21 protein-coding genes are annotated in these 23957 nt (G+C 69.1%); 16 read left to right on the top strand and 5 right to left on the bottom strand.

Annotated elements, in window-relative coordinates; genetic code table 11:
• Window positions 1-18 precede the first annotated feature (18 nt).
• The 3 genes from glmS (at window position 19) to NQ036_RS04105 (ending at window position 3726) form a co-directional block, all read left to right on the top strand.
• Window positions 19-1893, top strand: coding sequence for a glutamine--fructose-6-phosphate transaminase (isomerizing) (glmS, locus tag NQ036_RS04115; protein ID WP_257057203.1), 1875 nt, complete (start codon window positions 19-21; stop codon window positions 1891-1893).
• On the top strand, window positions 1893-2432 hold the full coding sequence (locus tag NQ036_RS04110; protein WP_257057201.1) for a holo-ACP synthase: 540 nt from the start codon (window positions 1893-1895) through the stop codon (window positions 2430-2432). Before glmS ends, NQ036_RS04110 begins: the two co-directional genes overlap by 1 nt.
• Before the next feature lie 76 nt (window positions 2433-2508).
• Window positions 2509-3726, top strand: a complete 1218-nt coding sequence (locus tag NQ036_RS04105; protein ID WP_257057199.1) for a M20 family metallopeptidase — start codon at window positions 2509-2511, stop codon at window positions 3724-3726.
• A gap of 83 nt (window positions 3727-3809) precedes the next feature.
• Here NQ036_RS04105 and NQ036_RS04100 read toward each other — a convergent pair whose 3' ends face one another.
• Window positions 3810-4823: a hypothetical protein gene (locus NQ036_RS04100; RefSeq protein WP_257057198.1), complete on the bottom strand. Its 1014-nt coding sequence runs from the start codon at window positions 4821-4823 to the stop codon at window positions 3810-3812.
• Between the two features lie 319 nt (window positions 4824-5142).
• On the opposite strand from NQ036_RS04100, the gene NQ036_RS04095 reads away from it, so the two are divergent.
• Genes NQ036_RS04095 through NQ036_RS04060 form a run of 8 tightly spaced genes read left to right on the top strand, consistent with a single transcriptional unit; the run spans window position 5143 to window position 12211 of the window.
• Window positions 5143-6885, top strand: coding sequence for a bifunctional ADP-dependent NAD(P)H-hydrate dehydratase/NAD(P)H-hydrate epimerase (locus NQ036_RS04095; protein ID WP_257057197.1), 1743 nt, complete (start codon window positions 5143-5145; stop codon window positions 6883-6885).
• Window positions 6882-8141, top strand: coding sequence for an alanine racemase (gene alr / locus NQ036_RS04090; RefSeq protein WP_257046992.1), 1260 nt, complete (start codon window positions 6882-6884; stop codon window positions 8139-8141). The genes NQ036_RS04095 and alr overlap by 4 nt, the downstream gene beginning before the upstream one ends.
• Window positions 8138-8689 (top strand): tRNA (adenosine(37)-N6)-threonylcarbamoyltransferase complex ATPase subunit type 1 TsaE, encoded by a 552-nt coding sequence (gene tsaE / locus NQ036_RS04085; protein WP_257046993.1) that lies wholly within the window; start codon window positions 8138-8140, stop codon window positions 8687-8689. Before alr ends, tsaE begins: the two co-directional genes overlap by 4 nt.
• Window positions 8686-9345, top strand: a complete 660-nt coding sequence (gene tsaB, locus NQ036_RS04080; protein ID WP_257057195.1) for a tRNA (adenosine(37)-N6)-threonylcarbamoyltransferase complex dimerization subunit type 1 TsaB — start codon at window positions 8686-8688, stop codon at window positions 9343-9345. The genes tsaE and tsaB overlap by 4 nt, the downstream gene beginning before the upstream one ends.
• A 16-nt stretch (window positions 9346-9361) precedes the next feature.
• Complete coding sequence (gene rimI, locus NQ036_RS04075) at window positions 9362-9790, top strand: ribosomal protein S18-alanine N-acetyltransferase (RefSeq protein WP_257057193.1); 429 nt, start codon at window positions 9362-9364, stop codon at window positions 9788-9790.
• A gap of 5 nt (window positions 9791-9795) precedes the next feature.
• A complete protein-coding gene (locus NQ036_RS04070) occupies window positions 9796-10359 on the top strand; it encodes a hypothetical protein (protein WP_257046996.1) in 564 nt (187 codons plus the stop codon).
• A gap of 48 nt (window positions 10360-10407) precedes the next feature.
• Window positions 10408-11523 (top strand): tRNA (adenosine(37)-N6)-threonylcarbamoyltransferase complex transferase subunit TsaD, encoded by a 1116-nt coding sequence (gene tsaD / locus NQ036_RS04065; protein ID WP_373456778.1) that lies wholly within the window; start codon window positions 10408-10410, stop codon window positions 11521-11523.
• Entirely contained in the window at window positions 11516-12211 is a 696-nt protein-coding gene (locus NQ036_RS04060) for an NUDIX hydrolase (RefSeq protein ID WP_257057192.1), read from the top strand. The genes tsaD and NQ036_RS04060 overlap by 8 nt, the downstream gene beginning before the upstream one ends.
• Window positions 12212-12305: 94 nt before the next feature.
• On the opposite strand, the gene NQ036_RS04055 is transcribed toward NQ036_RS04060, so the two are convergent.
• Window positions 12306-13070, bottom strand: a complete 765-nt coding sequence (locus NQ036_RS04055) for a hypothetical protein (protein ID WP_257046998.1) — start codon at window positions 13068-13070, stop codon at window positions 12306-12308.
• A gap of 112 nt (window positions 13071-13182) precedes the next feature.
• Here NQ036_RS04055 and NQ036_RS04050 point away from each other — a divergent pair, with 112 nt between their 5' ends.
• Together NQ036_RS04050 and NQ036_RS04045 are read left to right on the top strand one after the other, a co-directional pair.
• Window positions 13183-14832 (top strand): AMP-binding protein, encoded by a 1650-nt coding sequence (locus NQ036_RS04050; RefSeq protein ID WP_306439919.1) that lies wholly within the window; start codon window positions 13183-13185, stop codon window positions 14830-14832.
• 145 nt (window positions 14833-14977) lie between these two features.
• Window positions 14978-16630, top strand: coding sequence for an AMP-binding protein (locus tag NQ036_RS04045; RefSeq protein ID WP_257057191.1), 1653 nt, complete (start codon window positions 14978-14980; stop codon window positions 16628-16630).
• A 95-nt stretch (window positions 16631-16725) separates the two neighbouring features.
• Here NQ036_RS04045 and NQ036_RS04040 read toward each other — a convergent pair whose 3' ends face one another.
• Genes NQ036_RS04040 through NQ036_RS04030 form a run of 3 tightly spaced genes read right to left on the bottom strand, consistent with a single transcriptional unit; the run spans window position 16726 to window position 20075 of the window.
• A complete protein-coding gene (locus NQ036_RS04040; RefSeq protein WP_257057190.1) occupies window positions 16726-17850 on the bottom strand; it encodes a glutamate--cysteine ligase in 1125 nt (374 codons plus the stop codon).
• A 54-nt stretch (window positions 17851-17904) separates the two neighbouring features.
• Window positions 17905-18810 carry a sulfurtransferase gene (locus tag NQ036_RS04035; protein ID WP_257057189.1) on the bottom strand — a complete coding sequence of 302 codons (906 nt, stop codon included), beginning with the start codon at window positions 18808-18810 and terminating at the stop codon, window positions 17905-17907.
• Window positions 18807-20075: a class I SAM-dependent methyltransferase gene (locus NQ036_RS04030; protein WP_257057188.1), complete on the bottom strand. Its 1269-nt coding sequence runs from the start codon at window positions 20073-20075 to the stop codon at window positions 18807-18809. The genes NQ036_RS04035 and NQ036_RS04030 overlap by 4 nt, the downstream gene beginning before the upstream one ends.
• A gap of 73 nt (window positions 20076-20148) precedes the next feature.
• Between NQ036_RS04030 and rsmA the strand changes: the two genes are divergently transcribed.
• Genes rsmA through NQ036_RS04015 form a run of 3 tightly spaced genes read left to right on the top strand, consistent with a single transcriptional unit; the run spans window position 20149 to window position 23900 of the window.
• Window positions 20149-21093 (top strand): 16S rRNA (adenine(1518)-N(6)/adenine(1519)-N(6))-dimethyltransferase RsmA, encoded by a 945-nt coding sequence (rsmA, locus tag NQ036_RS04025; RefSeq protein WP_257057186.1) that lies wholly within the window; start codon window positions 20149-20151, stop codon window positions 21091-21093.
• Window positions 21090-22037, top strand: a complete 948-nt coding sequence (locus NQ036_RS04020) for a 4-(cytidine 5'-diphospho)-2-C-methyl-D-erythritol kinase (RefSeq protein WP_257057184.1) — start codon at window positions 21090-21092, stop codon at window positions 22035-22037. The genes rsmA and NQ036_RS04020 overlap by 4 nt, the downstream gene beginning before the upstream one ends.
• 51 nt (window positions 22038-22088) lie before the next feature.
• On the top strand, window positions 22089-23900 hold the full coding sequence (locus NQ036_RS04015) for an ABC-F family ATP-binding cassette domain-containing protein (RefSeq protein ID WP_257057183.1): 1812 nt from the start codon (window positions 22089-22091) through the stop codon (window positions 23898-23900).
• Window positions 23901-23957: the final 57 nt, after the last annotated feature.

Here is a 23957-nt window from a genome sequence, read left to right as displayed (position 1 = left end):
ACCGATACCATTGGACCCATGTGTGGAATTGTTGGTTATGTGTCCGGTGTGCCCTTGGCGAATGCCCAGCACACCGCCGTCGACGTCCTGATGGGCGGTCTCAAACGATTGGAGTACCGGGGCTACGACTCCGCCGGTATCGCCGTGGTCACCGAAGACGGGGCCCTGGAGAGCCGGAAGAAGGCCGGCAAGCTGAGCAATCTGGCCGAACTGCTCGAAGCACAGCCGGTCACCGCCAGCCAGACCGGAATCGGTCACACCCGTTGGGCCACCCATGGTGGGCCCACCGACGTCAACGCCCATCCCCACCTGGCCGATGGCGGCAAGCTCGCGGTCATCCACAATGGCATCATCGAGAACTTCGCCAGCCTGAAGGAGCGTCTGCTCGCAGAGGGTGTCGAGTTCACCTCGGAGACCGACACCGAGGTCGCCGCCCACCAGCTGGCCAAGAACTACCGTGCCACCGGTGACCTGACCGAGGCCATGCGCATCACCACCACGCAGCTCGAAGGCGCCTTCACGCTGCTGGCAGTCCACGCGGACCTGCCCGGCACCGTGGTCGCCGCGCGTCGCAACTCCCCGCTGGTCATCGGCCTGGGCGAGGGCGAGAACTTCCTGGGCTCCGATGTCGCCGCGTTCATCGACTACACCCGTTCGGCGGTGGAGATCGGTCAGGACGAGGTCGTCACGATCACCCCCGATAGCGTTGCGATCATCGACCAATCCGGCGCGCCGGTCGAGGGCGAGTCCTTCGAGATCGACTGGGATCCGGCGACCGCGGAGAAGGGTGGCTTCGCCTCGTTCATGGACAAGGAGATCCACGATCAGCCGCAGGCCGTCGCGGACACCCTGCTGGGCCGGATGGACACCGAGGGCCGGCTGACCCTGGACGAAATGCGCATCGACGAGTCGATCCTGAAATCGATCGACAAGATCGTCGTCATCGCCTGCGGTACCGCGGCCTACGCCGGCCAGGTCGCCCGCTACGCGATCGAACACTGGTGCCGTATCCCCACCGAGGTCGAACTGGCCCACGAATTCCGCTACCGCGATCCCGTGGTCAACGAGAAGACCCTGGTCGTGGCGATCAGCCAGTCCGGCGAGACCATGGACACGATCATGGCCGTGCGCCACGCCCGCCAGCAGGGCGCCAAGGTCATCGCCATCTGCAACACCTTCGGGTCGACCATTCCGCGTGAATCCGATGCCGCCCTCTACACCCACGCTGGCCCGGAGATCGCGGTGGCGTCCACCAAGGCGTTCCTGTCCCAGATCGTCGCCTGCTACCTGCTGGGCCTGTACTTAGCGCAGCTGCGCGGGAACAAGTACCGCGACGAGATCGGGCTGATCCTGGGCGAACTGCAGAAGATCCCCGCGAAGATCCAGTCGTTGCTCGACGACCACAAGGACCAGGTGTTGGATCTGGCGCGCCGCCTCAAGGACACCGAATCGGTGCTCTACCTGGGTCGGCACGTGGGCTTCCCCGTCGCCCTCGAGGGCGCGCTGAAACTGAAGGAACTGGCCTATATCCACGCGGAGGGCTTCGCCGCCGGCGAACTCAAACACGGTCCGATCGCCCTGATCGACGAGGGCCAGCTGGTCTTCATCATCGTGCCCAACCGCTCCGGCCGGGACAACCTGCACGACAAGGTCATCTCCAATATTCAGGAGGTGCGCGCCCGCGGGGCGAACGCGATCGTCATTGCGGAGGAGGGCGACACGGATGTGGAGCAGTTCGCCTCCGAGGTCATCTACGTGCCGGCCACGGCGACCCTGCTGGCCCCGCTGCTGACCACCGTGCCCCTGCAGATCTTCGCGATGGAACTGGCCACGGCCAAGGGCCTGGACGTCGACCAGCCCCGCAACCTGGCCAAGTCGGTCACCGTCGAATAATGCCGATCATCGGAGTGGGCGTCGACATCGCCGATGTGCCCCGGTTCGCCGAGCACATCGAGCGGGTGCCCGAACTGCTCGACAGGCTGCTGACGCCGGCCGAGCAGTTGAAGAAGAACGGGAAGCTGCGCACCGCGGAGTCCCTGGCCGCACGGTTCTCCGCCAAGGAGGCCCTGGTCAAGGCGCTGCGGTTGCCGCAGATCATCCCGTGGCACGAGGCCGAGGTCGTCTCCGCCTTTTCCGGCGCGCCCAGTTTCCGGCTTACCGGCTGGGTCCTCGAGCACTTCCGGACGATGGGCGGGCAGCGCCTGCACCTGTCGATCACCCACGATGCGGATCGCACCATGACCTTCGTCGTGGCCGAGGGCACCGGCGACTCCCAGCTGTTGGCCGGCCATCCGCCGGTCGACCAGCCGGAGCCACTGCTCCCCGGTTCGCCCGAGGCCCTGGCCCGGCTGGCCGAATTCCGCGCCGGGGCGCGGGCCGCCAAGGCCGAGCTCCGGGCCGCTCGTGACGTCGCTCGCGGGAAGACCGACTGACCCGGGGACCGCACAACGGGATGTTGGTCGGGAGCCGGTCGGCGGTGCGGGCACCGGCTGCACTAGAGTCGTGAACATGACGTCTGACACATGTGCCGAACAGCGCGCCCGCGCAACCGAACTACAGCCCCGGCTGGTGGAGTTGCGCCGCGACATCCACGGCCATCCGGAGATCGGCCTGGAGCTGCCGCGGACTCAGCAGACGGTGCTCGACGCGCTGGCCGGCCTCGACGGACTGGAGATCACCCGCGGCACCGGGCTGAACTCGCTGGCGATCGTGCTGCGCGGCGGCCGGCGGGATCCGGAACACCCTCGGGCCGTGCTGTTGCGCGCCGATATGGACGCCCTGCCGGTGACGGAGGCGACCGGTTTCGACTTCGCCTCGACCAACGGGGCAATGCACGCCTGCGGCCACGATCTGCACACCACCGGGCTGGTGGGCGCGGTCCATCTGCTCCACGCGATCCGCGGGGAATTGGCCGGCGACGTCCTGTTCATGTTCCAGCCGGGCGAGGAGGGCCAGGACGGAGCGGGCAGGATGCTGGCCGAGGGCCTGCTGGACGTGGTGGGGGTCCCCGTCATCGCGGCCTACGGAGTGCATGTGTCCGCCGATCAGCCGGCCGGGAACGTGTATTCGCGCCGCGGGTCGTATATGGCGGCCTTCAACCGGTTGAACGTCACGGTGCATGGGCGCGGAGGACATGCCGCCCGGCCCTATGCCGCGCTCGACCCGATCCAGGCGGCCGCCGACATCATCGGGCAGCTGCAGGTCTGGGTGACCCGCCGGATCGACCCCTTCGACCCGATCGTGCTGACCGTCGGTCAGTTCAACGCCGGGACCGCGCCGAACATCATCCCCGACGAGGCGACCTTCATCGCCGGGGTGCGGACCTTCTCCCAGGAGACGACCGAATACTGTGCACGGGAACTGCCCCGGCTGATCGAAGGGGCGGCCGCGGCACATGGACTGCGCGCCGAGGTCGACTTCGCAACCGTGGTGCCCGCGACCATCAATGACGATGCGGAGGCCGACTTCTACCTGGAGTGCGCAGGGGAGCTGTTCGGGGCGCAGCGGGTGCACACGATGGAGCATCCGCGCACCGCCAGCGAGGACTTCTCCCGTGTGCTGCAGGCCGTCCCCGGATCCTATGGCCATTTCGGGGCGGCTTTGGCGGATGTGGACCCGCAGGACTGGCAGGCGAATCATTCGCCCAGGGCCCGCCATACGGATACGGCACTGGCCGACCATGCGCTGTTCCTGGCGGAGCTCGCCCGCCGCAGGCTGCTGGTCTAGCGATAGGACGGTGGCGCAAACGTAGGAAGGTGTCACAAAGTTCTGGTGAATCGGAGTGCGAACCACCCTTTTACGACACCTTCCTACTTTTGCGACACCACCGAACCGGGGAGGTGCGGTGGGCCCGGCCACCCCCGCTGTCTCAGCGCACGTTCGATTCGTGCGAGGTAGTCGGATACAGGGGTTCCGCCATAGCCGTCGATCATGTGCCATCCGACGTTTCGCAGATCGTCCGCCCTGTTCGCATCAAGGGTGCGGGCAGCTCGATCGTTGAAGTGATCACGTCCGTGGTACTCGAAACCGACCCGGTAGTCCTCGAATGCCAGGTCTACCTCGCGGACTCTGCCCGAAGCGATCCTGACCAGGAAGTTGGGTATGGGCTCGGGCAGCCCAGCTGCGACGCAGGCCAATCTATATTCGGTCTCCTTCGGCGACCGGACCCCGTCTCTGGCACGGTCGACGGTCGTGAGCAACCGGGATGTGCGACGGTCGTGTGGCGCGGACACGATGCGCTCGCGCAGATCGGCCACGGATAGCTCTGGCGGGCCCCGCCAGCCCCCGACCACGGCTTCGATGACCGTTATCAGCTCGTCTTCTGCGAGTTCGTCGACCAGTTCCATCAACATGTACGGACCCGCATTGAGTCGAATGCCATAACGTTCGACCGGCCAAAACAGCTTGGACCGGGAACTGGTCACCCCGGTGATCCGGTGGCGTTCGGCACTACCCGGTACGGTGACGTGCAGGTTGTCCAGATCTGCGCTCAGGGGGAGCGGATAGCCGTAGAGGAACGCCGCGGACAATCCACCTGCAACGGACCGCGGATGAAGGAGCTGGAAGGCCCGGGCCCTGGTATGCAGTTCCTCCCATCGGGCATCGGCCCAGTCGGGCACCTGGAGTTCTTCGAAACGTCCCGGAACCGACCGGACGCCGTGGAGCACGGGTGCGGCCTGCCGAGTTTTCATTTGGTGCGAAGTGACGCCGAAGTCTCGGGCCTGCTCCGTTGTGATGAGGAAGGGCGCATTGAAGCGGCGCACGCCCGGCGCCCAGTAGCGCGGTGGGAACTTCCTTCGGAGTTCTTCCTGGGATTCGGTCATCTGGTCAGCATGGTCGAATCGCAACTGCGCTCCAAGGCATGTAGGCCGGGTTGTGGAAAACGGCCTGAGTATCCCCAGCCCCCGAAGCCGTGGTCGCAGATCAGTCCACAGGCGCAAACGTAGGAAGGTGTCACAAAGTTCTGGTGAATCGGAGTGCGAATCACCCTTTTATGACACCTTCCTACTTTTGCGACACCACCGAACCCGGCTTGTGTCCGCACGGTCCTGACTGTGTCGACACTGGAAGACGCTGCGGCGTGCCGGGACCGGGACACGGCCAACCCTGCTGTGGCGCGCGGCACGTACTACCCTGGGAAGTATGCAGATTGCCTACACCGCGACCCAGGTGCGCGCCGCGGAACGTCCCCTGTTGGACGCCGGGCTGGGTGGGGCCCTGATGCGTCGGGCCGCAGCGGGACTGGCCAGTGCCTGCCGCAGACTGCTCATCGCCCACCGCGGGGCGGTCACCGGCGCCCGCGTGGTCGTCCTGGCCGGCAAGGGTAACAACGGTGGAGACGCCCTGTACGTCGCTGCGAATCTGGCCGCGCGCGGGGCCCAGGTGACGATCGTGCCGGTGCTCGGTACCGTCCACCCCGCGGGTCTGGCCGCGGCACGCTCGGCCGGTGCCCTGCTCTACTCCGCACCGGAGACCCCCGCTCTGACCGGGGACCGGGCGTCCACCGCGGCCCTCACCGATGCCGATTCCACGGAGTCGGCAACCGCGCCCTGGGAAGCCCTGGCCCGTGGCCCGCTGGCCTGTGCGGATCTGGTCATCGACGGAATCCTGGGCACCGGGGCCACCGGGGAGCCGACCGGCCCCATCGCAGACCTCATCACCGCCTGGCTAAAGACGTGGGACGATCCGGCGCACCGCTGCGGGCCCCTGCCCCTGATCGTTGCCGTGGACGTGCCCACCGGCGTGGACGCGTCCACCGGTCGCCGGGCAACGGTCCACGTGCCGGCCGATCTGACCGTGACCTTCGGCGCGCAGAAAGCCGGCCTGGTGCTGGCCGGCCTGCCCACGGAGGTCATCGACATCGGACTGGACTTGAGCCGGGTGCCCGAGTCCCGGACCATCGCCGAAGTCAAGGATGCGGACCTGGCCGGACTCCTGCCCTATCCGGGACCCGCTGACCACAAGTATTCGCGCGGGGTGTTGGGTGTGCTGGCAGGTTCCCCCGAATACCCGGGCGCGGGACGGCTGGCCACCGGCGCAGCCGTGGCATGCGGCCTGGGAATGGTGCGGGTGTTCGGTGCGAAGAAGCTGCGCCGTGCCATCATCGACACGGTGCCCGAGGCCGTGCCGGGTGAGCTGGACGCCCCCGGCCGCTGTCGGGCCTTTTTGACCGGCCCCGGCGCCCCGGACGAGGTGCAGGTCGCCCAACTTCTGTCCACCGCCATCGAGGCCAATGCTCCTCTCGTGCTCGACGCCGGTGCCCTGCTCCAGGTTCCTGCACTGCTGGGCGCCGGAGCGGCCCTGCCCGCCGGATCCATTCTGACCCCGCATGTGGGGGAGTTCCGCACCCTGTACACGGGACTGGCCCGCGCCGGCCTGCTGGAGCCGTCCCCCGTCCCGGAAGCGGCCGCAGACCAGGATCGGAGTTCGGCACCGGGCGGAGCCGAGGGCCCGGGCACCGACCACGCGCCCACCGGACCGGACCTGGACGACCCCGAGCAGCGCCTCGCCGCGCTCCGGGGGATCGCCGCGGCCGTGGGAGCCGTCGTCCTGCTCAAGGGCCACCAGACCCTCATCGCAACCCCGGCCGGCGCCGTCTACGCTCCGACCCCGGGACCCGCGAACCTGGCGACTGCCGGCTCGGGCGATGTGCTCGCCGGCATCCTCGGCGCCCTGCTGGCCACCGGCGCCCACCGTGGGAACCAGACCTCGGCCCTGCTGGCCGCCGCTGGCGTGCTGCTGCACAACCGGATAGGCACGCGGCCCGCGGCCGGGCCCACGCCCACCCATGCACGGGCCTTCATCGAGCGCATCGCCACATGCCTGCCACCGAATCCGATGCGGCCGGCACCCACCATCCCCTCCCATCTATCGAGGACACGATGAAACCCGTCACCGAATACGCCACCACCGTCTGCACAGCCCGGATCGACCAATCGGCGATCACCCACAATGTGCGCGTGCTGGCCGCCCAGATCGCCCCTGCCACACTCATGGCAGTGGTCAAGGCCGACGCCTACGGCCACGGTATCGCCCATGTGGTGCCGGCGGCGCTGGCCGGGGGAGTGCGCGACTTCGGCGTGGCCACCGTGCCCGAGGCCCTGCAGCTGGCCGATCTGCTGGGCGAACTCGCCGCGGCCGGCACCCCCGGAGCCGCCGAGGCCCGCATCCTGGCCTGGCTCTACGACGTCGGCACCGACCTGGCCGAGGCCGTGGCCGCCGGGATCGAACTGGCCCTGCCCGGGGCCTGGGCCCTGGACCCCATCATCGCGGCCGGCCGGACCGCGGGGGTCGTCCCGCGGGTCCACCTGAAATGCGACACCGGCCTGGGACGCAACGGCTTCACCCCCGAACAGCTGGCCGCTTTCCTCCCCGCCCTGAGCGCGCTCGACGCCGCCCCCGCGGCCGGCACCCCGGCTGCCGGCGCGGACGTGACCGGCGCGCCCCTGCGGATCGTGGGGATCATGACCCACCTGGCGAAGGCGGACGAACCCGGCGACCCCGCCACGGCCGAGCAGCTCGAGGTCTTCGAGGCCTTCATCGGCCGGATCCGCTCCCTGCTCGAGGCCCATCCGGGGCTGGGAGCCGCAGACGAGCTCGACATCCACGCTGCGAACACCCCTGGCGCGCTGGCGCTGGATCCGTTCCCCGGCACCATGGCCCGGGTGGGCCTGGGCATCTACGGGCTCAGCCCGTTCCCCGAGGAGACCCCGGCGGATCTGGGCCTGCGCCCTGCCATGAGCTTGCGCTCACGGGTCCTGACGGTCAAGGAGGTAGCCGCCGGTCACGGGGCCTCGTACGGATACATGTACAGGGCACCGCAGGACACCCGCTTCGCCCTGGTGGCCGGCGGCTATGCCGACGGCATCCCGCGCACGGTCTCGGGCCGGGCGGAAGTGCTCATCGGCGGCCGCCGCTACCCGCAGGTGGGCCGGATCGCGATGGACCAGTTCATCGTGGACCTGGGGCCGGCGGACCACGGCGTCGCCCCCGGGGACGAGGCCGTGCTGTTCGGCCCCGATGCCGGTGCCCCAACCGCCGACGACTGGGCCGGCTGGGCGGAGACGATCAACTACGAGTTCGTCACCTGCATCTCCGGGCGCGTGGCCCGCGTGGCAGGGGAATCCGGGGAGGGCGCATGACCGATCAGCTGACCGTGACACTCGAGATCGCCGACCTCGAGGCGCTGGAGGACTTCGCGGCGCGCCTGGCCCCACTCCTGCGCGCAGGCGACCTCATCATCCTGACCGGCAATCTGGGCGCGGGCAAGACGACGTTCACCCAGGCGCTGGGATCGCGGCTGAACGTCAAAGGGCGGATATCCTCGCCCACCTTCGTCATCGCCCGTGAACACAAGTCCCGCGGTACCGGACCCAACCTCGTCCACGTTGACGCCTACCGGCTGGACGGACAGACGGAGCTGGCCGATCTGGACCTGGACTCCGAACTCGAAGAATCCATCACCATCGTCGAATGGGGCGCGGGGATGGCCGAACAGCTCGATGACGAGCGCCTGGAGATCGTGCTGGACCGCCCCGACGAGGATCCGGAATCCGAACGCAGAACGGTGGTCCTCACCGGCCGCGGTGCCCCGTGGGCCCACCGACTGACCCTGCTGGCGTCCCCGCCACAGGATGCGGGCGCGCGCGAACCGCACGTGCAGAAGGAAACGAAGGAAGACGAAAAATGATCACCCTGGCCCTTGACTCATCGGGGGCGGCCTCGGCCGCGATCCTCGACGGCGAAACCGTCGTGGCCCAGTGGAGCGAGACCCATGCCCGCAAGCACGCGGAACACCTGGGCCCGGCGCTGCAGGAACTCCTGGCCGCCGCGCCCTCCATCGATCAGGTGATCGTGGGCGTGGGACCCGCGCCCTTCACCGGATTGCGCGCCGGGATCGCCATGGGACTGGGCGCTGCCGTCGGCCGTGACGTGCCGATCGCCGGCTGGCCCAGCCACGACGGTCTGGCGCTGCGCGTCTACGGGCGTCCGCAGGCCGCGGGGCGGACCCTGTTGGTGGCCACCGATGCGCGCCGCAAAGAGGTCTACTGGACCCTGTACCGGGGGCTGGACGAGGCCGGCCTGCCCGTGGTGGTCTCCGGCCCAGACGTCTCCAAGCCCGCCGACCTGGCGGCCGTCCACCCGCGTGCAGGGGTGCTGCACGCCGGTATCGGCTTCGATCTCTACACGGAGTTGCTGGGAGCCTCGGACTTCCCGCAGTGCGCCGAACCGTTGGCCGCCGATGTGGCGCGCGCGGCACTTCGCGCCCGGGCCGCCGGCCGTGACCTGCTGCCGGTGACTCCCCTGTACCTGCGGGAACCGGATGCCAAGCCCCTGCACGCCTGATCCCATCATCCGCCGGATGCGGTGGTTCGACGTCGACGAGGTCGTGGCCCTGGACCGGCTCGCCTTCGGGCCTGACACCTGGACCACCGAGTTCTTCTTGGCCCAGCTGGCCGGACCGGGGAACCACTTCCGGGTGGTGCGCGATGCCGGTACCGATGAGCTGCTGGGCTACGCCGGGCTGAGCGTGGCCGGCGGGGAGGCCGAGGTTCTCACCATCGCCACCGCCCCGAGCGCTCGCGGTCGGGGGATTGCGCGCACGCTGTTGACCGGGCTGATCGACCTGGCCCGTTCGAATGGGGCCGAGGCCGTCTACCTCGACGTGCGCGATGACAACTCCCCGGCGCTGGGCCTCTACCGCTCCCTGGGCTTCGCCGAGCTGGGCCGGCGGCCGGGCTACTACCATGACGCGGACGCGCTTGTGATGCGCGCGCTGCTGATAGATTGAAGGCTATGATCTCCTCCTCCGGCTATCTCGGCGACCCGCCGGCGCCCACGACCGTGAACATCGCCGCCGAACTGTCGTCCTGGGAGGACGGAGTCGATCTGCTCCTGCGCGTCGACGTCGCGGCCGATCCGGCCCATGTTTGGCTGCTGGCCACGGACCCCGTGCGCTGCGGGGAGTGGTTCGCGGTCTGGCAGCGCACCGGGGACGCCACCGGTGGTACCGGCGGTGACGATCCGGAGCGGATCGCCTTCGTCTTCGGCCCCGCCGAAACCCTGGCCGCTCAGGTGCTCAGCTGTGTGGCGGGCGTTCACGTACTACTCGATCTGGCCGGCCTCGGCCGAGTCGGCCTGTCTCTGGCACCCACGGCGGACGGCACCGCCACCCGGGTCTCCCTGGCCCAGACTTTCGAAACCGAATCGGCCGCCCGCGCCGCCACCCCCGAGTTCGGCCCGGTGTGGGAGACGCACCTGCGGATGCTGGCCTCGGCCCTGGGCACCGGAATGGCCGACCCGGGGGAGGACGCGCTGAGCGCGCGTTACGCCCAGCTGGCCCGCGAGCCCCTGGCCTGAGGACGGGAACCGTCCCCGGGAAAATCTCGATACACGAAGAAGATGACGATGATGACTGACAGCGCACAGGGCCCCCTCGTCCTGGGCATCGAAAGCTCCTGCGATGAGACCGGGGTGGGCATCGTGCGCGGGCACACCCTGCTGACGAACTCCGTGGCATCCTCGATGGACGAACACGTCCGCTTCGGCGGGGTCGTCCCGGAGGTCGCCAGCCGTGCCCATGTGGAATCCTTCACCCCGGTGATCCGGGCGGCCCTGGACCGGGCCCAGGTGGGGTTGGACGAGATCGACGCGATCGCGGTCACCGCCGGCCCCGGGCTCTCCGGTGCCCTGCTGGTGGGCGTGTGCGCGGCCAAGGGCCTGGCCGCTGCCACCGGCAAGCCCCTGTACGGGGTCAACCATCTGGCCGCCCACGTGGCCGTGGACTTGGTCGCCCCGGACTCGCCCGGACTGGTCACCCCGACCCTGGCGCTGCTGGTCTCCGGGGGGCATACGGAGATCCTCAAGATCACCGATATCGTCTCGGGCGTGACCATGCTCGGCTCGACGATCGACGATGCCGCAGGAGAGGCCTTCGACAAGGTGGCCCGCCTGTTGGGCCTGGACTATCCGGGCGGTCCCAATATCTCCAAGGCCGCCCTGGGCGGGTTCGACGGTCCCGCGGGTCCCGGCACGCCGGGCGACCCCGCTGCGGTGGCATTCCCCCGGGGTCTGATGAATGCGAAGGATCTGCGCCGGCCCGAGCGCCGGTACTCGTTCTCCTTCTCCGGGCTGAAGACCGCCGCGCTGCGCTATGTCACCGCCGACCGCGCCAGGGTCGACGCCGGCGGGGACCGGACCCGGCTGGCCGATGTGGCAGCCAGTTTCGAAACCGCGATCGTCGACGTGCTGGTGAGGAAGACGCTCATGGCCGCCGAGGATACGGGGATCGACCACGTCCTGCTGGGTGGGGGAGTAGCCGCCAACCGCCGCCTGCGCGAAACCCTGGCCGAGGCCTGCGCCAAGCACGGGGTGACGCTGCGGGTGCCGCCCCTGGACCTGTGTACGGACAACGGGGCGATGGTCGCGGCGCTGGGCGCCGAGATAGTCTCCCGCGGTTTGCCCGCCAGCGACTTCGGTTTCGGAGTCGATTCCTCTCTGGAAGTCGAGGACGTCTGTGTCTGATTCTCCCGCCGAACCCACCCGGTCCGATTCCAGCCGGCCCACTTCCCCCGCCGGCGCAAGCGGCGGGAGGGGGTACCGCGGGGCCGGTCCGGCCCCAGATAGGTCCCAGGGCATCGAGGAGCGCTTCGCACAGGCCGATTGGTCGCGTTTCTCAGCCGACAATCACCCGCCCACCGCAGACTTCCCCCTGGGAAATCCGCCACGTCCCTCACACGCCGGTCTGCGGGCGCGCCGCCGGTCGGGCGACGGCTGGACCGAAACCCCCGACGGCAGGTTCTGGGGTCTGTACGGGGCAGCCGGCCTGCTCATCCACGATCCCGCGCGCGGCGTGCTGCTCCAGCATCGGATCTGGTGGTCGGCCAACGGCGGAACCTGGGGAGTGCCAGGTGGGGCGATCGACCAGGGCGAGACCCCGGTGCAGGGCGCGATCCGCGAATCCAACGAGGAGGCCGGCGTGCCGGATCTCGACGGCACGGGCATCGAGATCATCGACACCCATGTGGTCGACAAGCACGGCTGGTCCTATACGACCGTAGTGGCCAGGGCCACCGCACGGCTGCAGGAGACGATCACCGACGCCGAGAGCGTCGAACTGCGCTGGGTGCCGCTTAACGAGGTGGCCGACTACGATCTGCACCCCGGGTTCGCCGCCGCCTGGCCCGAACTCCGCCGCAGTCTGACTGTCTGAGCCGCCGCGGCCCACGGGCCCGGGCCGTCTCATGTGCAAGGCTCCCCCTGGAGGTTACAGGGGGAGCCTTGCACATGCAGCGCTGTGGGCGGGTTCAGGCGATGGTGCCCTTGCCCTCCTGCTCGGTCCGCTCAGCGTGGACGAGTTTGCCCGCATCGTCGACCGGGGTGATGCTGACCTTGAATGTGATGGGCGAATTCTTCTGGTAGTGGAAGTTCTCCCCATAACTGAAATGTTCCCCCTTGGCGAAGGGATAGACGGTCGGATCGGCCCGGTTGGCGATCGCACTCGTCTCGATGCCCACCTTCTTCGACAGTGAGCTGTCGGTGATCCCACCCATTCCCTGGGCGTATTTCCAGTCGTCGTACTTGGGGGTGACCTTGACCAGGCTGGAACCCAGATCGATCGGATCGCCGTTGTTGGTCACGACGTAGTTGACGAAAACGATGTCGTCGCCCTTGGCGATCAACGGCTTCTTGGTGTCGGGGTCGACCCAGCGGCCCTCCTTGGGGGCCTTCTCCACGCCCATCTGGAAGACCTTGACATTGACGTCTCCTGCGTCGATTGAGGCGATCTCCTCACCGCCGGAGGTCGGCTCCTTGGCCCAGGCGGGGACCGCTCCGCCGGCGGCCGCATCGTCGTCTGCCGGGGCAGCGGCTCCGTCGCCCTGCTCCGCGGCCGGGGAGTCGACCGGCTGGTCGGCGGAACCGCTGGGGGCCTGTGCGGCCTCGGGAGCGGTCTGTCCGTCGTCTTGGGATTCGGCCCGTCCGCCCGAGCAAGCGGTGAGTCCGAGGGTTGTGATGAGCGCGGCGGCCGCAATGGCTGTGTGTCGTCGGTGGCCCATGATATGCCTTTCCATCAATGGAGGTTGTCATAATCGAGTATATGGAAAGATGACCGCAGATGTCGTTCCCCGAAGCTGGGCAAGTGGTCCGAATTACACTGAAGGGCACATCACTGACAGAGAGGCCATGATGCAACCCTGGATCACGCAACTCACACCCCTGTCCTATCTCGCCCGTTCGGCCGAGGTCTTCCCGGCCAAACCCGCCCTGGTCCACGGAACGGAATCCCTGACCTATGCAGAACTACGCGAGGCCGTCGAGGTCCGTGCCAGGGCCCTGCGCGCGCTGGGAGTCGAGGCCGGGGACCGGGTGGCCTATATGATGCCGAACCTGCCGGAGACACTCATGTCGATGTACGCGGTGCCGCTGATCGATGCCGTGCTGGTGCCGGTCAACACCCGGCTGGCGCCCGCGGAGGTCCGCTATATCGCGGACCACTCGGGTGCGAAGGTCCTCGTCATCGATAGCCAGTACTGGCCTGCGGTGACCGCGGTGGCCGCCGAATTGAGTACGGTCGAGACGATCGTGCTCATCGACGATGAACAATACGCCGAACGCCCGGCGCCACGGGCCAACCCGGCGGGCACCCGGGTACTCACACGCGCGGAATTCCTCGCGGGGGCCGCGGGCGACGCCAGTCCAGTGGAGTGGAGCGTCGACGACGAGAACCGGACCCTGTCGATCAACTACACCTCAGGGACCACCGGCAAGCCCAAGGGCGTGATGTACACCCACCGCGGGGCCTACCTCAATGCGCTCTCGGAGATCGTCCACTCCGGGTTCGACACCGACTCGCGGTATCTGTGGACCCTGCCGATGTTCCACTGCAACGGCTGGTGCACGGGCTGGGCGCTGGTGGCCTCCGGCGGCACCCAGTACTGTCTGCGCGAAGTCCGGGGTCCGGAGATCTGGCGGTTGATCGACACCGTCGGCATCACCCACCTCAACGGCGCTCCCACGGTGGTCTCGACGATCCTCGATGCCACCGAGTCCCATGAGTTGGCGGCGGCGGTGACCATCACCACCGCAGGCGCCCCGCCCAGCCCCACGATCCTCACCCGGATGGGGGCCATGGGCTTCTCGGTCGTCCACGTCTACGGACTCACGGAGAACTATGGCCCCTACACCGTCAACCAGTATCAGGACGCCTGGGCAGAACTCGATCAGCAGACCCGGGCCGGCCTGCAGGCCAGGCAGGGGGTCGGGATGATCGTCGCCGAACGCGCCCGCGTCGTGGCTCCGGCGGTACCGGGTGAGGAACTCGTCGATGTGCCGGCAGACGCGGCGACCATGGGTGAGGTCGTGATGCGCGGGAACAACGTCATGAAGGGCTACTACGCCGACCCGGCGGCGACCGAGGCTGCCTTCGCCGGCGGCTGGTTCCACTCCGGCGACCTGGGCGTGATGCACCCGGACGGCTATATCGAACTGCGCGATCGGGCCAAGGACGTGGTGGTCTCCGGCGGTGAGAACATCTCCACCATCGAGGTCGAGCAGGCCATTGCAGGCTTCCCCGGAGTGACCGATGTGGCGGTTGTCGGAGTGCCCGACGACACATGGGGCGAGCGTCCCAAGGCCTTCATCGTGCTGGCCGAGGGATCCGCGGCCACCGCCGAGGAGGTGCGCGAGTTCCTGCGCGAGCGGTTGGCCGGCTACAAGAACCCGCGCGATGTGGAGTTCGTGCCGGTCCTGCCGAAGACCTCGACGGGCAAGATCCAGAAGTACGCACTGCGGGAACGGGAATGGGGCGGCCACACGAGGCGCGTGAAGGGCTGAGACCGGGGGAGCCGCGCGGACCGGGGGATGGGAACTGCATGACACAACATGACGGTTTATGACCGGCCCGGTGCACACCCGGCCTAATCTGAGGGGGAACCCGCGGCGTGAGAAGCTGTGCGGATCCCTGTTTAGAAAGGCCGGCATGAACCCCTGGACCACCCAGCTCACCCCGATCTCCTTCCTTGAGCGTTCCTCCTCGGTCTTCGCCGAGCGCACCGCGCTGGCGTACGGTGACTCGGCCTGGACATATCGGCAGGTGCGGGAGGACGTCGAACGCTGGGCACACGCCTTCCTGGCCGCCGGGATCGAACCCGGGGACCGGATCGCCTATATGGTGCCCAACACCCCGGTGAGTTTCTACTCGACCTTCACGGTTCCGTTGATCGATGCGGTCCTGGTCCCGATCAACACCCGGCTGGCCGCCGATGAGGTCCGCTACATCCTCAACCACTCGGGCGCCAAACTGCTGGTGTGCGATACCCAGTACTGGCCGGACATCGCGGCGATTGTGCCAGACCTGGAAACCACCACCACGGTGGTGCTGGCCCGCGACGAGCTCTATGCGAACCAGCCGGAGCTCCCAGTCGATCCCGCCGGGGTGCGGGTCGTCCGGGCACCCGAGTTCCTGGCCGCTGGGGAGGCGGACGGCTCCGAACTGGACTGGACGGTCCGCGATGAGAACCAGCTGCTGTCCATCAACTACACCTCGGGCACGACCGGCGCGCCCAAGGGCGTGGAGTACAGCTACCGCGGCGCCTACCTCAACGCCCTGTCCCAGGTGGTCCACCTGCGCTTCGGGATGGACACCAACCTGCTGTGGACCCTGCCGATGTTCCACTGCCAGGGCTGGTGCAATTCCTGGGCCGTGGCCTCGGTCGGGGGCAAGCAGGTGTGCTTGCGCGAGGTCCGCGGCCCGGAGATCTGGCGGCTGATCGACTTGCACGGGATCAACCGGCTCAACGGTGCGCCCACTGTGGTCTCCACCCTGATGAACGATCCGGCGGCCCACCGGCTGGACTACGAACTGGTGATCGGCACCGCCGCCGCTCCGCCGAGTCCCACGATGTTCAAGCGGATCCACGATATGGGCTTCACGGTCCAGCACTCCTATGGGCTCACGGAGACCTATGGCAATTACACGTACAACCAGTGGCAGAGCCCCTGGGCGGACCTGGACGCCGATGCCCGTGCGGCCAAGCAGGCCAGGCAGGGCGTTGGCATGGTGACCTTCGACCCCGTGCGCGTGGTCTACCGGGAACCGGTGGACGGCGAATTGGTCGACGTGCCCGCCGACGCCCAGACGATGGGCGAGGTGGTGATGCGCGGGAACAACGTCATGAAGGGCTACTACAAGAACCCCGAGGCCACCGCCAAGGCGTTCGCCCACGGTTGGTTCCACTCCGGCGACCTGGCGGTTATGCACCCGGACGGCTACATCGAACTGCGCGATCGGGCCAAGGACATCATCGTCTCCGGCGGTGAGAACATCTCCACCATCGAGGTCGAGCAGGCTATCAACGCCTTCCCGGGCGTGACCGATGTTGCCGTCATCGGGGTGCCCGACGAACACTGGGGCGAACGCCCCAAGGCCTTCGTCGTGCTCGAAGACGGTGTGCAGACCACGGCCGAGGAGATCCTGGAGCACCTGCGCGGTCATCTGGCACGGTACAAGAACCCGCGCGAGATCGAGTTCGTGCCCGTGCTGGCGAAGTCCGGCGGCGGCAAGACCCAGAAGCAGGCCCTGCGCGCGAAGGAGTGGGCCGGCCACGCGGCGAAGATCCAGGGCGGTCTGTAAAAGCCTGACGGTGGCTCCACAAATACGCGTGTGGCTCGCGAACTCATGAGTTTTCGAGCCACACATGTATTTGTGGAGCCACCGCTGGAGTCCGGTCAGATGGCGCCGGTCTTGAACTCCTCGACCAGGAGGCGGGCGACCTCCTTGAGGTCGCCCGTGCGCTCGAACACCGCGCGCTGGCGCTGGTAGCTGGCCCCGACCTCGGCGAAGCGCAGCATGCCCGCCAGCTCCTCCGCACAGCCCAGGCGCTCGGCGACGGGCTCCAGGCGGGCGACCTCGTCGGCGATCACCTCGGTGACCAGCCGCTCCTCGGCGGCGGCGTTCTCGATGATGATCGCCTCCATCCCGTACCTGGCGGCCCGCCACTTGTTCTCCACATGGAACCAGTCGGGCATCCGCGGCAGGGTCTCCCCGCGGTCCAGCCGTTCGGAGAAATCGTCGACCAGGCACTGGACGAAGGCTGTGACCGCGGCGATCTCGTCCAGCGTGGGGATGCCGTCGCACACCCGCACCTCGATCGTGCCCCAGCCCGGCGAGGGCCGGATGTCCCAGCGGATCTCGTTGATCTCGTCGATCACCCCGGTGTGCATCATGTCCGCGACGTACTTCTCATAGGCCGACCAGGTCTCGAACTGGAAGGGTAGCCCGGCGGTCGGCAGCTGCTGGAACATCATCGCGCGATTCGAGGCGTAGCGCGTGTCGGTCGCCTCCCAGAACGGACTCGAGGCGCTGACGGCCTGCAGGTGCGGCACATAGGCCAGCAGCGCGCCCAGGATCGGCAGCACCTTCTCGCGCGAGTCGATTCCCACATGCGTGTGGACCCCGTAGATGAGCATATGGTGGCCCCACCACTGGGTCCGGTTGATCAGTTCGGCGTAGCGGTCCTTGTCGGTGACCGTCTGGTTCTGCCAGAGGGCGAAGGGGTGGGTGCCCGCACACATCAAGTCGATGTCCAGGGCATCTGTCAGCGGGGTCAGAGCCTCAACCTTCCCGCGCAGGTCGCCGATCACCCCGGAGACGTCCGTGTGCACTCCCGAGACCACCTCGACGGTGTTCGTCAGCATCTCGCCGACCACACTGCGTTCCAGAGCGGGGACCTGCGCGGTGCGCTCGAGCACGGCAGCGGCCGCGGGGACCAGGTCGAGCGAGTGGCGGTCGAGCAGGGCGAGCTCCCATTCGACGCCGAGGGTGGAACGGGCTGAACGCGCGAAAGTCACCATGAGTAGATCCTAGCGTTCGGTGAGTCGGTGGGACGGTGAGCGGGGCGGGTGGCCTCAGTCGCCGGTGGCGGCAGGCGCCTGCGGGTCGGCAGACCAGCCGGACCAGCTGGCGGGGTAGAGGGCGGCGGTCACACCCAGGGTGTCGAGGGCCAGCAGATTGTGGCAGGCGGTCACCCCGGAGCCGCAGTACACACCCAGCTCACCGGCCGGCTCCTGCGGGGACGCAGCGGCGGCCGCGGCCGAGGCGGCGCCCGCAAGCGTGTCGGCGCCGGCGACCCGCTCGAACTCGGCGCGCAGGGTCGCGGGGTCCTTGAACCTACCGGTGGACGGATCGATGTTCTCCGTCGTCGGCCGGTTCAGGGCTCCCGGGATGTGACCGGCCCGGGGATCCATCGGCTCGACCTCCCCGCGGTAGCGCTCAGGGGCCCGGGAGTCGATCAACCGGCCCCTGGCGCCCAAATCCGCAGCACCCGCGGCGTCGATCACCGGGCGGTGTCCACCGGTGACGGTGAAGGTCCCCAGCCGCGGTCGCACGAAGGGCCCACCCGCCAGGGGCAGGCCGGCCTGCTGCCATGCGCCCAGACCCCCGTCGAGCACGTGCACATCGGTCTTGCCCGCCCAGCGCAGCAGCCACCAGGCGCGGGCCGCGCCCAGGGACTGGTTGTCGTCGTAGACCACGACGGTGGAGTCCTCGTCGACGCCCCAGGCCCGCACCGTCGCCTGGAAGCCCTGTGGATCGGGCAGCGGATGTCGGCCGGCCATCGGGTCGTCATGTGCGGGGGCGGCCAGTTCGTCATCGAGCGAGACGTAGAGGGCGCCGGGGATATGGCCCAGCATGAAGTCCTCGCGTCCGTCCGGGCGCGGCAGAGTCCATCTGACGTCGAGGACGACAGGGGGACGGGCCCCGGCGAACAGCTCGTCGAGTTCGGCCGGTGAGATGAGCGTGGGCAGACGGGTCATGGACGGTCCTTCGTTTCCTCGACGACTTCTTCGACCAGCAGGGCGATGTGCCGATCGCCCAACCGGGTGAATACCAGGGTAGCCGGATCACCGGCGGGCAGGCGGAGCTGTCTGCGCAGAACGTCGGGGACGATGTCGGCGCCCCGCTTCTTGATCACCACCCGCCCGACACCGCGCCGAATGAGTTCGGCGCGCAGCGGTTTGACCTTGGTGGGCAGGGTGTCGACGATCCGGAAGGTGCGCACCAGGCGGGCGGCGGTTCCCCCGGCCGGGCGCTCGCCGGTGAGATAGGCGATCTGCTCGTGCAGCCGGTGGGCGCCCAGCGGGCCGCACAGGGCGGTGACGAGTCCCGCCCGAATCACCGCGCCATCGGGCTCGAACAGATACGTGCCCAGGGTGCCCAGTCCGTCCTCCGGGGTCGCGGTCGCGGGCAGGTCGGCCTGGGACACCTCGGCGGCGCCGGCCGGGCCCAGCACCAGTGCGGTGCGGCCGGGGGCGCGGGCGGCGGCCCCATGGTAGAGGGCGACCTCGACCACATCGCCTGTGTGTGAGACCCACTGGGCCTCCCAGCCCGCGGGGATCAGCCCGTGGTCCAGGGCCGGCCCCAGCTTGATTCCGGTGCCCGCATAGTCCGCCGCCGCGCCGAAGGCCCAGGACAGGCTGGGGGAGAAGTCCTCGGGGTCGTTGAGCCGGCGGGCCTGCCCGCCGCGCTTGGTGCCGGAGCGCCGGGCCGGATCCAGCCACAGGAGTTCGGCGCGCTCGGGGTCGAAATCCTCGGCCCGCCCGTGTTCGACGGTGACCTTCTCCAGGTGGCGCAGATTATAGGCGGCCAGGGCTGCGGTGACCTCATCGGCGTCGATGGCGATCACCGGGGCCCCCAGCCCACCGAAGGCCAGGGAATCCGCGCCGATGCCGCAGCCCAGATCGGCGATCGGAGCGGACTCGAAGTCCAGGCCGGCGCGCAGTGCGGCCTGCCGCATTCGCCCGGCGTGGTGGGCCGCGACCGGCAGGCGGGTGGCCTGGGCCAGACCATCCCGGGTGAAGAGAAGGGAATCCGCGAAGGGGCCGAACTTCGCCGGTGCGGCCTGCCGCAGTTCCGCCTGGGTGACCAGGGCCGCGGCCAGGCCGGCCGGCAGCCCCCTTTCGGCCAGCTCCGAGCGCAATCGGGTGGCGATCTGCAGTTCCCGCCCCCGCTCGTATTCGACCCCGTCCAGCAGGGCCAGGGAGGCGGGATCCAAGAGGGCGCGCAGAGTGTCCGGTTCCATGTCCCCAGCTTATCGGGCGCCTCGTTCCCCGCCGACCGAGCCGTGCCGGGCCACGATGTCATAGGGTTGAGGCGTGAGTGAACTCTTGACCGCCGCCACCATCCGCGCCCTGGCCGCGGAGCTCGGCCTGCGTCCCACCAAACAGCGGGGGCAGAACTTCGTCATCGATCCCAATACGGTGCGCAAGATCGTCGCCGAGGCCGCCCTGGAACCCGGGCAGCCCGTGGTCGAGGTGGGCCCGGGCCTGGGCTCCCTGACGCTGGGCCTGCTGGACGCCGGGCACCCGGTCACCGCCGTCGAGATCGACGGGCTGCTGGCGGGGCGCCTGCCGGCCACCGTCGCCGAGCACGCCGGCCCCGGCGCCCGGTTCGCACTCGTCGAACAGGACGCGCTGCGGGTCGCCGAGCTGCCGGAGGCCGAACCTGGTCGCGCGCCCAGCGCCCTGGTCGCGAACCTGCCGTACAACGTGGCGGTGCCCGTTCTGCTGCACATGCTCGAGACCTTTCCCACTCTGCGCCGGGTGCTCGTGATGGTCCAGGCCGAGGTCGCCGACCGCCTGGCGGCCGTTCCCGGGTCCCGTGTCTACGGGGTTCCCAGTGTCAAAGCCCAGTGGTACGGCACGGTGGACCGCGGTTCGGACATCGGCAAGAACGTCTTCTGGCCGGCGCCCAATGTGGGCTCGGGACTGGTGGGAATCACGGTCCACCCCACGGCCCTTGACGATCCCGCGGGCGAGGCCGGTCGGGCCGGGGTGAGCCGGCGCGAGGTCTTCACGCTCATCGATGCGGCCTTCGCCCAGCGCCGTAAATCGCTGCGCGCGGCCCTGTCCGGCTGGGTGGGCTCCGGTGCCCGCGCGGGCGAGGTGCTGCAGGCGGCCGGGATAGACCCGCTGACCCGCGGGGAGCGCCTCGACGTCCACGACTTCGTGCGGATCGCCGCCGCGGGCCGGACCATCGTCCCCGCCGGAGGGCCGGCACCTGCCGTAGGACCCACGGCCGGAGGAGCCGAGTCGTTATGACCCGGGCGCACAGGGTGGGAGCGCCGGCCGCGGTGCCGGCGCCGGTGAGCGCGCGTGCCTTCGGCAAGGTCAACCTGCTGCTGGCCGTCGGTGCGCGGCGCTCCGACGGGTACCACGACCTCACGAGCGTCTTCCAGTCGCTCAACCTCGCGGAGACCATCACCCTGACGCCGGCAGTGGAGTTCGAGGTGCGGCTGAGCGGTCGGTTCGCCGATCCCACGGTGCCGCTGGACGAATCGAACCTGGCCCTGGCGGCGATCAGGGCACTGATCGCCGCGGGAGCACCGGAAGTTCCCGTGCTGATCGAGATCGAGAAGAACGTGCCGGTGGCCGCCGGGATGGGCGGGGGCTCGGCGGACGCGGCCGCCGCCCTGCTGGCCTATAAACGGCTCAGCGGTTTCACCGGCGGCCTCGACGCGGTCGCGGCTGGACTCGGCGCCGATGTCCCCTTCGCCCTGCGGGCCGGCACCGCGGTGGGCACCGGCCGGGGAGACCTGCTCACCCCCGTGATGACCCGGCAGCGCTTCCACTGGGTGGTCGCGACCGCCGGCACCGGGCTGAGCACCCCGGCCGTCTACCGCAGACTCGACGAACTGCGTGCCGCCGGTGTCGCAGTGGACTCAGCCGAGCGCACCGCGGCCAGGCGCGACGCCGTCCTGGAGGCCCTGGCCGGGTGCGACCCGGAACGGCTGGCCGGGGTGCTGCACAACGATATGGAGCCGGCCGCGCTCGACCTGGAACCGGGGATCGAGCCGATCATGCGGGCCGGGCGCGATGCCGGCGCCCTGGCCGCGCTGCTCTCGGGTTCAGGGCCCACCGTGGTCTTTCCGGTCCGCGATGCGCACCATGCGCTCGACCTGGCCGTGATGCTCGAGGCCACCCCGGGCGTGGCCCGGGTGCTGCGCACCACGGGCCCCGCCGGACCGGCAGGGGTGCTCGACTAGACTGGTCGGGGCCCATCGGGGCCACCTGAACCATTCGAAGAAGGAGTCCACGTGCACCTGCTCGGCGCCGAGGCGATCAGTCTGTCCTATCCGAACCGCCAGGTCATCGAGGACCTGACCGTCGGGGTCTCGGCTGGGGACCGGATCGGCATCGTGGGCCGCAACGGCGATGGCAAGTCCACCCTCATCCGGATCCTGGCCGGTGACCTCGAACCGGACACCGGTCGGGTCACCAAACGCGGTGGCACTCGGGTGGGCTATCTGCGCCAGGCCGACGATCTGGACGATGCCCAGACGGTCAGGCACACGGTGCTGGGCGACCTGGCCGATCACGAGTGGGCCTCCCGGGCCGAGGTCCGCGACGTCGTCGGCGGGCTGATCGGCGATCTAGACCTCTCGGCGGAAGTCGGTGGCCTGTCCGGTGGGCAGCGCCGCCGCGTCGCCCTGGCGGCACTGCTGGCAGGGGACTGGGACGTGCTCATCCTCGACGAGCCGACCAACCACCTCGACATGACCGGCGTGCGCTGGCTGGCCGCCCATCTGCGCAAGCGCTGGCCGGCGGGTCAGGGCGCGCTGCTGGTCGTGACCCACGACCGCTGGTTCCTCGATGAGGTGTGCACCCTGACCTGGGAGGTCCACGACGGGACGGTCGACGCCTTCGAGGGCGGCTATGCCGCCTACGTCCTGCAGCGGGTCGAGCGTGACAGGCAGGCCGCGGCCAGTGAGGCGCGCAGGCAGAACCTGGCGCGCAAGGAGTTGGCCTGGCTGCGCCGCGGTGCGCCGGCGCGGACCTCGAAGCCGAAATTTCGCATCGAGGCGGCCAATGCACTCATATCGGACGTGCCGCCGGTTCGGAACAAGCTGGAGCTGACGGCCCTGGCGACCAGCCGGCTGGGCAAGGACGTCTTCGAACTCAAGGGCGCCTCGGCCACATATCCCGGTGCGTCGGCACCGACCATCGAGCCGACCGACTGGATCGTGGGTCCAGGCGACCGGCTGGGACTGTTGGGGGCCAACGGCGCGGGCAAGTCGACCCTGATCGGCCTGCTCACGGGCGAGGTGGAGCCCGCGACCGGCCGGGTCAAACGGGGTAAGACGATCAGCATCGCCCTGCTGGACCAGCAGCTGCGCGAACTCGATGACCTGTTGGACCTCAAACTCCACGAGATCCTGGCGCGCCATCGCACCGAGGTCAAGACGGCGAGCGGCGAACTGGGCACTTCTCAGCTGCTGGAGCGCCTGGGCCTGGGTGATGCGCTGCAGTCGCGGGTGCGCGACCTCTCCGGCGGACAGGCGCGCAGGCTCCAACTCCTGCTCATTCTGCTCGACGAACCGAATGTGCTCATCCTCGACGAGCCGACCAACGATATGGACACCGACATGTTGGCGGCCATGGAGGACCTGCTCGACGAATGGCCCGGTACCCTCATCGTGATCTCCCACGATCGCTATTTCGTCGAACGGGTGACCGACGATCAGTACGCCGTGATGGATCACCGGGTGCGGCACCTGCCGGGCGGGGTCGACGAATACCTCGAACTGGCTGCGGCTGCCGCAACCGGTCGCCACGGCGGAACCGGGAGTGCGAAGGAGGCGGCGTCGGGGGATGAGGCGCCGGCCGGGCAGGAGCAGGGGCTGAGTCCGGCGGAGCACCGCCGACTGACCAAGGAGGTCAACGCGCTGCAGCGCAAGATCGACAGGGTCGAGGTCGAACTGGCGAAGCTGGACGGCGCCTTCGCCGTCCACGACCAGTCGGATTTCAGTGGCCTGGCGGAGCTCAACGCCAAGCGACAGGACCTGCTGGAGGAGAAGGACGAACTGGAACTGGCCTGGTTGGAGGCCTCTGAGGCCCTCGAGGGCTGAATCGGCCCCGGAACAGCGAACCGCCCCGGGCGGACGCTGGTCCCTCCGGGGCGGCGG

The organism is Brevibacterium sp. 91QC2O2 (assembly GCF_024580695.1).
Classification (GTDB): domain Bacteria; phylum Actinomycetota; class Actinomycetes; order Actinomycetales; family Brevibacteriaceae; genus Brevibacterium; species Brevibacterium moorei.
Note: the sequence above shows the minus strand (reverse complement) of the source record. Positions and strands in the feature narration are given on the sequence as shown.